This window comes from Lysobacter humi (ex Lee et al. 2017) (genome assembly GCF_054781815.1).
This window is the reverse complement of the sequence record NZ_BAAGTR010000012.1, coordinates 74,693-86,686: the sequence shown is the minus strand read 5'-3', so window position 1 is coordinate 86,686 and position 11,994 is coordinate 74,693. Positions and strand designations below refer to the sequence as shown.

The window sequence follows — 11,994 nt, the reverse complement described above, 5'->3', positions numbered from 1 at the left end:
GCACAGGAAACGCTGGTCGCCTTGCGCAGATGCGATCTGGGCGTGTACCGCTGGGTTGTAGGGACGGCGTAGGCCGGCGGTACCGTAACTCGATGCGCAGCGTATGCGGTCGGATTCGAACCGGGCGTATGCCGTCCGGCGGCGGCAGGCGCGCTCAGACCCCGTAATACGCGCGATACCACTCCACGAACCGCGCCACGCCGACTTCCACCGGCGTCGACGGCGCGTAGCCGGTATCCCGCCGGAGAGCCTCGACGTCGGCATAGGTGTCGGGCATGTCGCCCGGCTGCAATGGGAGCAGGCGCCGTTCGACGCGCCGCCCGAAACAGTCCTCGAGCACCTCGATGTAGCGCATGAGCTCCACCGGCCGATGGCTGCCGATGTTGTAGACGCGGTACGGCGCCGTGGAGGTCGCGGGCGACGCGAGCAGTGCCGGATCGTCGTGTGCGGCGGGCGGGCGGTCGAGCGCGCGGACGACGCCCTCGACGATGTCGTCGATGTAGGTGAAGTCGCGGCTGTGGCGCCCGTTGTTGAAGACGTCGATCGGCTCACCCGCGGCGATGCGCGCCGCGAACAGGAAGGGCGACATGTCCGGCCGGCCCCACGGCCCGTACACCGTGAAGAAGCGCAGGCCCGTCGTCGGCAGCGCGTACAGATGGCTGTAGGTGTGCGCCATCAGCTCGTTCGCCTTCTTGGTCGCGGCATACAGGCTCACCGGATGGTCGACGGCATGCTCGACCGAGAACGGCAGCGTGCGGTTCGCACCGTAGACCGAGCTCGACGACGCGTAGACGAGATGGTCGACGTCGCTCGCGCGGCATGCCTCGAGCACGTCGATGAAGCCGAGGAGGTTGCTGTCGACGTAGGCGCGGGGGTTCTCGAGCGAGTAGCGCACACCGGCCTGCGCAGCGAGGTTCACCACCCGCTGGGGCCGGAACTCCGCGAACGCGCGATCGAGCGCGTCGCGATCCTCGAGCCGCGCCTCGACGAACCGGAAGCCCGCGGCCGGCACCACCTGCGCGAGGCGGTCGCGCTTGAGGCGCGGGTCGTAGTAGGGATTGAGGTCGTCGTAGCCGAGCACCTCGTCGCCGCGCTCGATGAGGCGCCGCGCGAGGTGCGCGCCGATGAAGCCGGCCGCGCCGGTGACGAGCACCCGCACGTCAGAGCCGCCCGTCGACGTCGGCGCGGGGCAGGGCGCCCTTCACGTCGTAGATCACCGCGCCCTGTCGCCCGTAGGCGCGGATCGCGTCGACACCCGAGTCGAGGAACTCGCGGTGCGGCACCGCGAGCACCACGGCGTCATACGCGCCCGCCGCCGGAGCGTCGACCAGCGCAAAACCGTACTCGTGGTGCGCCTCCCGCGCATCGACCCGTGGGTCGTGCAGATCCACCTCGGCACCGAAGGCGCGCAGCTCGGCGACGATGTCGACGACGCGCGTGTTGCGCAGGTCGCCGCAGTTCTCCTTGAACGCGAGTCCCAGAACGAGGACGCGCGGACGCGTCGCGCCGCGCGCCGCCGCGAGCTTGATCACGCGCCGCGCCACGTGCGTGCCCATGCCGTCGTTGATGCGGCGGCTCGCGGAGATGAGCTCGGCGTGGTAGCCCACTTCCTGCGCCTTGTGCGCGAGGTAGTAGGGGTCCACGCCGATGCAGTGGCCGCCCACCAGGCCCGGACGGAACGGCAGGAAGTTCCACTTCGTGCCCGCGGCCTCGAGCACCTCGACGGTATCGATGCCCAACTTGTCGAGGATCAGCGCCAGCTCGTTCATGAGCGCGATGTTGACGTCGCGCTGGATGTTCTCGATCACCTTGGACGCCTCGGCGACACGGATGCTCGACGCGCGGTACGTGCCCGCCGGCACGATCGAGCGATAGAGCGCATCGACGAATGCCGCTGCCTCGTCCGACGATCCCGATGTCACCTTGACGATATCCGGCAGCCGCCGTCCGCCTTCGCCCGGATTGATCCGCTCGGGGCTGTAGCCGACGTGGAAGTCGCGGCGATACGTGAGCCCGGAGGCACGCTCGATGAGCGGCACGCAGAGTTCCTCGGTCGCGCCGGGATACACGGTCGACTCGAAGATCACCACGCCGCCGCGGCGGAGCACACGTCCCACGGTGGAACTGGCCGATTCGAGTGGAGAGAAGTCGGGACGCTTGTAGGCGTCCACCGGCGTGGGAACGGTGACGATGAAGACGTCGCAGTCGGCGAGCGCGGCGGGATCGCTCTCGAAGCGCAGTGCCGGGACCTGCAGCGCGCCCGCCTCCATCTCGCCGGTGCGATCGAGGCCACCCCGCAGCTCGGCAATGCGTTCCGGATCGATGTCGAAGCCGAGCGTCGGCTGCCGCGCGCCGAACGCCGCGGCCAGGGGCAATCCCACGTAGCCGAGGCCGATCACCGCGATGCGGGCATCGCTCAAGGCGGGAAGGGGAGCGTCGTGCATGTCGGGCCATCCGGAGTCAGGGAGACATGATGCCGCCTCCCCGCCGTGCCCGCACAGGAACAATCCGACAGCGAACCCGGTCGCTTCCGACTGCGCGTAGCGATGCCGATGGCGATCCTGCAGGAAAGGAGGAGAGCGCATGGACGTGACATGGATCATCCGGGGCACATTCGCCCTTGCTGTAGCGGTCGGCATCGGCGGGCTGCCTGTGGCGCGGGCGCAATCCGTGCAGAAGTGCCAGGACCGGAGCGGGCAGGTGCGCTACCAGAGTGCGCCGTGCGCGCAGGGCGAGCGGACGCTGGAGAGGTGGGAGGCGGTGCCGGACCCCGAGCCCGTGCGCCGCGCCAGCAGCGAGGCCCAGCGCGCGCCGCGTTCCCGCCGCGCGGCTGCACGGCCGCCGCGCATCCGCCTCGCCGCGGCCACGCGGAGCGAGCAGTCCGTCGATTCATGCGCCGCCGCGAAGGCCTATCGCGACGCTGTCGAGCGGCGGGTCGGCCTGGCGCGCACGTACGAGCTCCTGAGTGCATTGAGCCGGCAGGTCTATGACGCCTGCAAGTGAGCGCCGTCGGCGGGTCCGCGTCGAAGGAGGCGGCGCACCCGGCGCCGCGCGCGAGCGATCCGGATGCGACCGTCCGGCAGGAAATGCGCGTTTTCCGCGAAAAAATGCGGATGGGGCCTTGCATCCGGGCCGCACACGCGCGATAACGCGCATTCCTTTCCACCCGGAAATTGCTGACCATGGCGAAGAAGACCGCGAGCGGTGCCACCAAGATCAAGCCCGTGACCGAGCCCCTGGGCAAGAGTGGCCTCGTGAACTACATCTCCGAGCGCACCGAGCTCGCGCCGCGCGACGTGCGCGCCGTGCTGGCCTCGCTCGAAGAGGCGGCTCACGGCTCGCTGCACAAGAAGGGCTGCGGCACGTTTACGTTCCCCGGCATGCTGAAGGTCACCAAGGTCGACGTCCCGGCCAAGCCGAAGCGCAAGGGCATCAACCCGTTCACCAAGGAAGAGCAGTGGTTCGCCGCGAAGCCGGCGAGCGTCAAGCTCAAGGCCCGTCCGCTGAAGAAGCTCAAGGACGCGGCGGTCTGATCCCGCTGCAGTTCGCGACGTCGCGCCGGTACGGCGCACGTCGAACCGAGAGGGCCCGAAAGGGCCCTCTTTGTTTTGGAGGTTCGGACATCGGCGTGCATGCGCGCGGTCGGTCGGAACTTGTGCGCTGGGTGGGATGCAATGGGGCAGCCGTAACGGGCGACGTGACGCATGCCTGCGCCACATCAGGGAAGCCGGATGGGCCGGCGAATCGAACGCCGACCGACAACTGGCTTTACGCACGTTCGCACTGTGGCCCCAAGGAATCGCAGCTGCCACCGTGACGACGCTTACGCCGACCAGCCGAGTGTGCACGCTGGGACGCTCAAGCCAGCGCAGTCCGTATCAACGGCGCGATCAGTGTGGACATTGGATGCTAGGGCCACGTGCAGCTGGGCAGCGCACTCTCGAGTGCCCACAGTAACTAATTGATTTTCAATACCCGGGGTGTGCTCATGCACACCTTTTTCTGGGCGAGCCGCCGCACCGTTGCGGGTCCCCCTTTGCCGGTTGCGCACTGTGGTGGGGCCAGGCGACCGGCCCCACCACAACGAGGTGTGCACCCATCCGGGAGCCGCACTCTCGACGGGGCCTATTTCCGCCGGCGACCCGCAGAGCGCTGTCGACGCTGGTTCGCCAGATCCTCGGCTTCCAGCACCGCCGCTTCCCCACGGCTGGCGTAGGACAGGGGCACCCAAGCGACCCCGACGCTGGACAGTCGTCCACTCTCCCGGCGCACCAGGGCCCACGGCTGGCGCAACCGGGGGCGCAGGCGCGGCTCGCTGTAGAGCTCCGGCACGTGGACCGCGAGAGTCGAGCGCAGGCCCTCGGCATACCCACGGGCCAGGATCTGCCCGCAGGCCCGCATCAGCAGGTCAAACTCGCGGTGGCTGGCCTGGGCGTGGAAGTCGAAGAGGTTTCGACCGTCCAGCGCAGCGTCCACGAGCCCGACCACCAGACGGTAGGCGGACGGATGCACACACAGCAGGTTGAGGAACTGCCGGCCCCCGACGTAGGTGGGCGGCAACATCGACACCTCCCCGGAGAACCGCCGGCTGGCCGGGTCGAACGACTTCGGTGCCTCGACTCCGATCCCCGCAAGGAACAGGCTCATCTCCCGATCCGTCAGCGACTTCACAGGCAGGCGGAGCGCGAGGTCCACCGCTACGGCCGACATGATCGGCGCGACCCGCTTGGGCGTGATCAGGAACCCTGGTCGGTCCCGCCTAAGTTCTTCGAGCGCCAGCAGGCCATCGCGATCCGAGGTCGGCGCGCGGGCCGCGATACCGGTCGTGCGGACGTGGACTGGAAGCCGGTCAGCCGAGGGCGCTAGCGCGGGCTGGGACTCGGCACCGGGCAGCGTGGTCGGCTTCACCTGCCTGCGCCACGGCCCGGGCATTTCGACCAGTGCTGCGAGCGCCGGGCGGGGATCTCCCGCGAGGTCGGGGATCACCAGCGCCGAGCGCGTTCGTTCCTCGGCAGCCCATCGAAGGTAGCTGTCGGTGAAGTCCTTCGCGCCGTCGGGCGCGGACGCGTGCAGGATCAGGTCCGTGTCCAGCGGGCTCTGGCTGCAGGCGCATTTGAGGTTCGCGCCGGCCTCCCAGTCCGCCTTCACCGCGGCCGGCAGGCCGCAGTGCTGGCAGTCGTCCCGAAGCGCGACGCCGTGCCAGGCACAGCGATGGCTCCAGGGGAGCTGATGCAGCAGGGTGTGGTAACCCTCCCGCAGGCATTCCGGGCAGTACCGGAACTTCCAGCCCGTGGCCAGCAGCGAGGAGGGTGCCTTGAACGGGAACCAGGTGGACAGGTTCCACTCCGCGGGCACCTCCGGAAGACGCAGGGCCCGCGCGACGGCGATCTGACGGGCCTCGGAAAAGGTCATGACGGCCGACAGGTCGTCGGCGCGTCGGACTCGGATGCCCAGCAGGCTGGAGAGCTCGGTCGGTGCAAGGTGGTTGAGGCGGACGATCTTGGCGAGCGTGCCAAAACCCGAGGCGGCCGGGGTATCGGACCGGTCGGCACCCGCGAACGGAGAGGTCAGAACCTCCGCGAACGGGGAGAGCTGGTTGCGCGGCACGGTGCCGCGCAGCTCGATATAGGGGGCCGTGATGACGGTGCTCATGCCGGCATCCCCTCGTAGCCCGGCTCGATCTCGAGGTATCCGACCCGGAAAAGTGCCTCGCGCACCTGCGCCTCGGTCAGCGCGAGGAAGTCCTCGTCCTCCATGGCGATGCGCACGAGCACCATGTAGACGAACTTCTCGAAGGTCAGCATCGGCCATGTGGTCGCAGCCCCCAGCCCCGCCTCGGCTCGGACCTCGTTCATGACCTTTCGGATCATGTCGATCTGGCTGCCCAGGCGCCAGCCATTCGCCCAGGCTTTGGGCGCGCAGTGCTGGGTGAACGAGATGCCCGAGCCTTCGGGCCACGTGAGTTCCTTGTCGTACTCCAGGAACGCCAGGGCGACGTCCGACATCGTCTGGTGCGGCCGGTCCTCGGCCGGAACGTCCCAGAGCAGCCCGGTGTAGTGGTGCGAGTTGATGAAGTAGCGCCCGAAGATGTGCCGGGGCGGACGCGCGTCGGTGTCGCCGCGGCCGAGCCGCCCGGCATCGTTCTGGTTGATGAAAAGGTAGAACACGCGCGTGGTCTTCTCGAGCTCGTTACCGATCGACATCGCGTGCTCGTACTCCTCCGAGGTGAAGCGGTTCGCCTCGTTGAGGACCAACCCGATCATGTCGGCGCCGCGCTTGACGCGCTGCTCGTTGAGCGTGCGCACCACGCGGGTCATCAGCATGTTGCTGCTGGCGCTGGCGGCCACGTTCTGGCCCATCTGGGTGAGCAAGGAGGTCATGAAATAGCCTTCCGTGGGCTTGGTCGGCTTGGTGTAGGTGAATGCCATCATGTACATCGGGTACGGGCGCCAGGCGTCCGTCTGGACGAGCTGCTGGGCGCCGAAGGTTTTGCCGACGCGCCCGTTGCCTTCGATCCAGAGGGCGTCGCAGCCCATTTCGATGGTGGCGCGGGTGGCGCCGGCCAGACGCTCACCAGGACGGGTGAAGATCAGGGGACGCTTGCAGCGAAGCAGGGGATGCACTTCAGGGGTCGTCATTGCGAAAAGACTCCACGGGGCCGCGTTGCCGCGGCCGATAAGGGATGGGGTGATTAGCGACGGCGCAGCGAGACGGCGCCGCCGCGCGGGGCGAAGCCTTCCAGCGTGCGAGCTGCACCGCTGCGGGACGGCTGAGGAGTGGGCGTCTTGGCCTTGGGAATGCGTCCGGACGCGACGTCATCGGCCGCCCAGCGCAGGTGCCGGGCCGCATCGCGCACCTCCGCGTGGAACGCGTCAATGAGGTCCCCGATGCCGTTCCAGCGCTGGCCGCGGGTCTTGCGCCAGCGATGCGCGCGCTTGCGCTCATCCAGCGTGTGCGGGGTCAGCGCGTACGGAGGCAGCGTCTTGAGCTCCAGGTACGGCTGCCCGGTGGCGTCCAGCAACTGCAGAAAACGCGCGTCCTCCGCGATATAGCCGTTGAACGTCTTGCCGACCAGGTCCGGACGGGTGTTGAGCTTCTCGCTGCGATACGTCCCGTAGCCGAAGTTGACGTGGGGCAGCTCGCCGTCGCCGCCACGGATCGTCACGCGGACGCGGAAGCGACCTAGGTCGCGCACGTCCTCGGCCGTCCGGCTCGAGCGCAGCGGCATGCCGCCCTCGGCCAAGTAGGTTTCGATGACCTCGCGCGGGCTGCGACCCTGCAGGCCCTCGTGGGCGGTGACGTTGTAGGTGGAGAAGACGATGTCCAGCATGTCCTCAAGCAGGTGCAGGAAGATCGGGTGCGCCTTGCTGTTCTGCGCCGAGACCTTCTGCTCCTCGCGCACCTTGGTCTCCGGCTCGAAGCCGCCTGCGAGGTAGCGCAGGACCTGCACCTCGATCGACTTGAAGAACGCCTCGATGTGCGGCCGCGTTTCCGGGATGCCGGCGTGACCGAAGCGGTAGATCCCAAGGCGCACCTGAGCGAGCGCGCGCTTGGCGTGCTTGGCGAGGTGGCTGCTGTAGTTGTCGACCGAGATGCGAAGGCCGCGCGCGGGCGGGCCGTCGATCGCATTGGGCATCCACGCATTGGGCAGGTACTGCATCCGCCGGCCGGTCATGTCCTTGGGCCGCCACGGCATCAGGGCGCGCTTGATCGTGCGCAGGAAGTCGAACTGCGAGTACGCCTCGTCGACGATCACCGTCCAGCCCATGCAGGCACGCGATCCGACATCGATTTCCGCCAGCAGCATCAGGCCGGACACGCGCGTCAGGCGGTGGGAGCCGTCCGAGAGCGGGATGGCGCACCACTGGTCCTTGAGGTCGATGTAGTGCCCGTCGACCTGCGCCTCGTCGAACGGCTCGGGCGTGGAGAGCTCGGCCCACTTGGTCAAGGTGGGCTCGACGACGAACTTCATCGCGAGCTCCGCGGCGCGGGTGCGCAGACGCTCGATGAAGGTGGCCAGGGCGCGGCGGCCGCCGTCGCGGGTGTTACGCGGGTAGTCGTTCTCACCGCGGCCGGCGCGGCCGAGGATCCGGTTCACCTCGCTGCACAGGCGATTGAAGGCAGGGCTCGTCTGGCGGCGGGACGGCAGGGCGCCCCTGAACTTGACGAGCGCCGCCTTGAGCTCCGGGACCGCGTCGACCAGCCGCGTCATGCCGTAGGCATGATTGAGGACAGGCGCGTCCTTTTCGCGCGGCTTGGGATCGACCAGGCGCACCTGCGGCATGCACACGGCAAAGCCATGCACGCCGCCGCCCGGCGCCGGCTCGTTGGACAGCTCGAGCATGCGCTTGCAGGTCTTGCGGTGGATCCCGTACAGCGTGGAAACACGCTTGACCGGCTCGCCCTTGATGAGCTCGACGAGCGCGTTGACGCGGTTGTCGATCGCTTTGCGCGTCGCCTCGTCCAGATCGACCATGGCTTCCGTGTCCGGGCGGGGCAGCGCGAGCAGCCGCTCGACGTCTTCTTCGGTGAGATACCTCATGCCGGCGACCTCCGCGACACGAGGGTGTAGCGTCCCAGGCGCACGGCCCGATCGAAGTCCAGCAAGCCGAGGCAGATGAGCTCGCAGGTGATGGCCTGCACGTCACAGGGATGGAACGGCGCGAGCGCGGCCTCGAGCTGGTCGATGCGCGCGCGCTCGACGCGCTCGAGGTGACCCAGGATCCGACTGCGCAGGGCCAGGCGATTGCCCAAGCCCTGGGCGAGCTGCATGAAGCCCAGAAGGCGCATGTTCTGGCTGACCGCGCCGCCCTGGGCGCGCACGTCCTGCTCGGTCACGAAGCGAAGGCGCACGTTCTGCTCGCTCGCTGCGGCCTCGAGCCGCTCGGCTTCGCGGGGGCGCAGCGTGCCGCCCGGGCCCTGCACACACGCACCGTCGGCGACGATCAGCAGGAACTCGACGAAGCCCATCGCGTGCTGGACCCAGAAGTCGAGCTCCACCTGGAGGTCGCCGGCTTTGAGGATGCGCGGGCGCTCGGTGTAGGCCTGCACGCGCGGGTCGGTCTCAAGCGCGACCGCCACCGCGATCGCCGCCAGGCCGTCGACCTCGACGACGCGGTTCTCCTTGATGGACTGGAAGCCGTAGACGTCGCGGTTCTCGAACTCGCGACGCTTGTAGACACGCGGCTGGAAGGGCCGGTCACCCGGCACATGGATGGGCGCGTCGGCGTCGAGGAACGCACGCAGCGGACCGGTCTTGCCGCTGCGACTTGCGAGCGGCGCGGAAATGTAGGACATACAGACTCCTGCGACGGCGACCGCACGGTCGCCATCGGGCATGGGTGATGGACCCGGCGCGCGAGCGCGCGTCAGGCCGACAGGTCAGGAAACGCAAGGCACGCGCGGGCCGTTCGCCGGGCAATGCGGGCGAAGCGGGCGTGCAGGGCGGTGGCGCGCCGTCAGCTCGGCGCGGCGGGGATGCAGGTCGGCATCACGAGGCTTCCGGGTAGTGCCTGGCTTTTCGCAGGCAGCAGTTGACCGTGACCCCAAAATCGAAGAAGCTGAGGGTTCTCACACGCCTCATGCTGTCTCACGGGCCCCTTCGGGGGCCCGTGCTCGTTTCCGGGACCGGAAATGTTTTTCGTGCGGGCAGGTGAGTTCGTCTGGGCGGGTCAGCCCTCCGGTCGGTGGTTAGGATGTCGCTCGAATGTCGCGGCTCGCGCGGTCAGGCCGCCGCGCCTTTGTCGATTTCGGGCGGGCTCGGCGGGTCGCCCTCGAGGGTTTGAGTCGTCGACAATGCCGGTCCGCAGTCCGCCAGCCACTGCGCGACCTGGAACGTGCGCGCATAGCGCCCGCGGCGCCCGGCCAGGGTGAACGTCTCCACCGGCACCTGGCCGCGCTGGATCCCCATCTGGAACGCTCGCTGCGTGCGATAGCCCAGGCATCGGGCGAGCGCATTTCCGCCGATCAATTCGCCGTGCTCGGCCAGCAGCCGCTGGGTGAGGGTCCGAGTCTCTTCGTGGGTCAAGGGCACGTGTGGTTCGCAGTGCTGCGTTGGACAGCGCGCATACCAGCATGAAATCCTCGTGCTGGCATGCCAAAAAAAGTCAGCACAAATGGCTCCGGCGCAACGGCCGGCGCGAAAGCGAACCGAAGCGAAACGAACGCGGCGGCTCGGAAGGGCCGCCGGAAGGCAGACCCCATCGGTCGCCTTCGTAGCCAGGTCTGGTACTGCCTGGTCTGCGCCCAGAAGCAGACGCCGTGGGACGATCCTGCGGCGATGGACCGGTTGTTCCTGAAGCCTGAGCGCGGTCCGTATCGGGTCTTCAAGCGGATCCGTGAGCACTGCTCGAATCCGGGCTTGAAGGACCGCAAGTTGAATGGCGCGAGCGTGGTGGAGCGCGTCGCCGCGAAGCCCGGATACCTCCATACGCAAGCGGCCTACGAGAGCCCGCTCTGGGATTTGCTGAGTGGAGCGCCGTGGAGCCCCACGAAGCGCGAAAGCGAGATCGCGCGACTGCTCCAGCAGTTCGCCCTGTACGAAAGTGGGCCGGAGGACAAGTTCATTCTCAATACCTTGGATGCCCCGGACTTTCGTGGCGTCAAGCGCAGCCGTGCGCACTTCCGGCGCGTCCTGCAGTCGCTGGCGCGCAAGCGCTTACTCGACGCGATCCTCCTGCTCTGTCTGTTCTACCGGCGCTACCTGGAGGGGGGGCGCCTTGGCGAGGCCCGCGACGTGCGGGATGCGGTCCTGAAGGCCATTCACCGCTACTGCGCCCGCCCCGGGTTTCATGGGGACGTGCACACGCTCTGGGTGTTCATTACTCGTCGCCGGGTATTTGCCGGGCAGCCTTGCCTCGAGCACACGCCGAAGGCCCTCTCAGATGCACGCGAATGGCTGGCCGGATGGGCCGCGCGTTGCACCAGTCCGCAAGCGCAGGCGTTGCTCGAGGAACAGATCTGGCTCTGGGCTTGCCTAAAGGAGAATGCGGAAGAGATTCCTGTCTCCTACCTTGTCCAGCGCAACCTCGATGTCGACCGCTTCGTCGCCAACCGCGATGAGCTCCAGGCGCAGGCGCTCGCTGCGGCCTTGGCGGCGCGGCCGGCTCCCGACCTTGATGCGTCGGTCAGCGCCGCCACTCGCTTCGCCGAGCTTCGGGGCCATCGGGAATGAAGCTGTCGCCGGGAGTATCGCCAGTGCAACACCCCAAACCATGAGGGCGATCGATCCCGTTACCCGCTCGCTGACCGTCACCGACGCAGCGCTGCGCGCCCAGTTCCCAGACGACTACTACAAGCGCTGCATGTACGCCGCGTTCGGCGTGGCGACCCTTCTGGGCGACGCCGGGATCGATACCCAAGTCGCAGGCGGGGACTTCCTGTGTGCGGTCGTTTCCCGCGACGGCCGACAGCTGAGCCTCCAGGGCTTCGGGACGACGGGCAACGGCGAGGCCTCCCACTACTGGGTGGCGACGTCGGACGAGCACATCGATCTGGGTCTGGCCTACCTGCCGATCGAGTCACCATTCCCCGCCGCCGCGCTGCCTGCCCTTCGCTGGTCGACCCGCGCAGCGCTGCCTGCGTACATGGCCTATCGCGAGCGCATGCGCTTCGAACCCGATGCGGTGATCGAGCCGGTGGAGATCGGGAAACGCATGGCTGCATTTATCGATCGGTGCCGTGCAATTCGCGACTCCGGGCAGCCCTTGGATCGACTGCCCTATTGGCATCTTCGCGACATGCAGGCACTGCGATTCGCAGCGCAAAAGCGAGATCCATGGGCCATGGCCGCGTTGACGTTTCTCAGTCGAGGCCTTAGGGCGCAGTTCCCGCCTAGCTGATTGTCCGGCGTCCGTTCGGGCGAGGAAACTCTCGCGCACGGCGGCCCCGCACGCTTATCGGTCGATACGACCGCCGAGGTGGGAAGGCAGGGTCTGGGCGATCAGGAATGCCTGCACATCCCCGCGAGCAGCAGCTTCGATCGATTCGACACGG

General features: G+C 68.1%; 11 protein-coding genes. 4 read left to right on the top strand and 7 right to left on the bottom strand.

Going from position 1 to position 11,994, the window contains the following annotated elements; translation table 11 throughout:
- Positions 1-154 precede the first annotated feature (154 nt).
- Together ACYVJJ_RS11470 and ACYVJJ_RS11465 are read right to left on the bottom strand one after the other, a co-directional pair.
- The gene (locus tag ACYVJJ_RS11470) at positions 155-1,159 is read right to left on the bottom strand and encodes an NAD-dependent epimerase (protein ID WP_460833703.1); all 1,005 of its coding nucleotides are present in this window, start codon (positions 1,157-1,159) and stop codon (positions 155-157) included.
- A gap of 1 nt (position 1,160) precedes the next feature.
- Complete coding sequence (locus tag ACYVJJ_RS11465) at positions 1,161-2,444, bottom strand: nucleotide sugar dehydrogenase (RefSeq protein WP_460833701.1); 1,284 nt, start codon at positions 2,442-2,444, stop codon at positions 1,161-1,163.
- A 139-nt stretch (positions 2,445-2,583) separates the two neighbouring features.
- On the opposite strand from ACYVJJ_RS11465, the gene ACYVJJ_RS11460 reads away from it, so the two are divergent.
- Positions 2,584-3,003, top strand: a complete 420-nt coding sequence (locus ACYVJJ_RS11460) for a hypothetical protein (protein WP_460833699.1) — start codon at positions 2,584-2,586, stop codon at positions 3,001-3,003.
- 179 nt (positions 3,004-3,182) lie between these two features.
- Entirely contained in the window at positions 3,183-3,533 is a 351-nt protein-coding gene (locus tag ACYVJJ_RS11455; protein ID WP_460833697.1) for an HU family DNA-binding protein, read from the top strand.
- Positions 3,534-4,125: 592 nt separating this feature from the next.
- Here ACYVJJ_RS11455 and ACYVJJ_RS11450 read toward each other — a convergent pair.
- From ACYVJJ_RS11450 to ACYVJJ_RS11430, 5 genes are all read right to left on the bottom strand, one after another.
- Positions 4,126-5,652: a hypothetical protein gene (locus ACYVJJ_RS11450; RefSeq protein WP_460833695.1), complete on the bottom strand. Its 1,527-nt coding sequence runs from the start codon at positions 5,650-5,652 to the stop codon at positions 4,126-4,128.
- On the bottom strand, positions 5,649-6,638 hold the full coding sequence (locus ACYVJJ_RS11445; protein ID WP_460833693.1) for a hypothetical protein: 990 nt from the start codon (positions 6,636-6,638) through the stop codon (positions 5,649-5,651). The genes ACYVJJ_RS11450 and ACYVJJ_RS11445 overlap by 4 nt, the downstream gene beginning before the upstream one ends.
- Before the next feature lie 53 nt (positions 6,639-6,691).
- Positions 6,692-8,542, bottom strand: a complete 1,851-nt coding sequence (locus ACYVJJ_RS11440; protein WP_460833691.1) for a hypothetical protein — start codon at positions 8,540-8,542, stop codon at positions 6,692-6,694.
- Entirely contained in the window at positions 8,539-9,297 is a 759-nt protein-coding gene (locus tag ACYVJJ_RS11435; RefSeq protein WP_460833690.1) for a hypothetical protein, read from the bottom strand. Before ACYVJJ_RS11435 ends, ACYVJJ_RS11440 begins: the two co-directional genes overlap by 4 nt.
- Positions 9,298-9,724: 427 nt before the next feature.
- The gene (locus ACYVJJ_RS11430) at positions 9,725-10,033 is read right to left on the bottom strand and encodes a hypothetical protein (RefSeq protein ID WP_460833688.1); all 309 of its coding nucleotides are present in this window, start codon (positions 10,031-10,033) and stop codon (positions 9,725-9,727) included.
- Between the two features lie 60 nt (positions 10,034-10,093).
- Here ACYVJJ_RS11430 and ACYVJJ_RS11425 point away from each other — a divergent pair, with 60 nt between their 5' ends.
- Positions 10,094-11,173, top strand: coding sequence for a hypothetical protein (locus ACYVJJ_RS11425; protein WP_460833686.1), 1,080 nt, complete (start codon positions 10,094-10,096; stop codon positions 11,171-11,173).
- A gap of 40 nt (positions 11,174-11,213) precedes the next feature.
- Positions 11,214-11,840: a hypothetical protein gene (locus ACYVJJ_RS11420; protein WP_460833685.1), complete on the top strand. Its 627-nt coding sequence runs from the start codon at positions 11,214-11,216 to the stop codon at positions 11,838-11,840.
- Positions 11,841-11,994 lie beyond the last annotated feature (154 nt).

What these genes read in the sequence shown, in the direction of transcription:
- ACYVJJ_RS11460 (WP_460833699.1), top strand. Translation starts at nt 2,584, where the DNA reads ATGGACGTGACATGGATCATCCGGGGCACATTCGCCCTTGCTGTAGCG.
- ACYVJJ_RS11435 (WP_460833690.1), bottom strand. Translation starts at nt 9,297, where the DNA reads ATGTCCTACATTTCCGCGCCGCTCGCAAGTCGCAGCGGCAAGACCGGT.
- ACYVJJ_RS11420 (WP_460833685.1), top strand. Translation starts at nt 11,214, where the DNA reads ATGAGGGCGATCGATCCCGTTACCCGCTCGCTGACCGTCACCGACGCA.
- ACYVJJ_RS11455 (WP_460833697.1), top strand. Translation starts at nt 3,183, where the DNA reads ATGGCGAAGAAGACCGCGAGCGGTGCCACCAAGATCAAGCCCGTGACC.
- ACYVJJ_RS11425 (WP_460833686.1), top strand. Translation starts at nt 10,094, where the DNA reads ATGCCAAAAAAAGTCAGCACAAATGGCTCCGGCGCAACGGCCGGCGCG.
- ACYVJJ_RS11440 (WP_460833691.1), bottom strand. Translation starts at nt 8,542, where the DNA reads ATGAGGTATCTCACCGAAGAAGACGTCGAGCGGCTGCTCGCGCTGCCC.
- ACYVJJ_RS11465 (WP_460833701.1), bottom strand. Translation starts at nt 2,444, where the DNA reads ATGCACGACGCTCCCCTTCCCGCCTTGAGCGATGCCCGCATCGCGGTG.
- ACYVJJ_RS11450 (WP_460833695.1), bottom strand. Translation starts at nt 5,652, where the DNA reads ATGAGCACCGTCATCACGGCCCCCTATATCGAGCTGCGCGGCACCGTG.
- ACYVJJ_RS11445 (WP_460833693.1), bottom strand. Translation starts at nt 6,638, where the DNA reads ATGACGACCCCTGAAGTGCATCCCCTGCTTCGCTGCAAGCGTCCCCTG.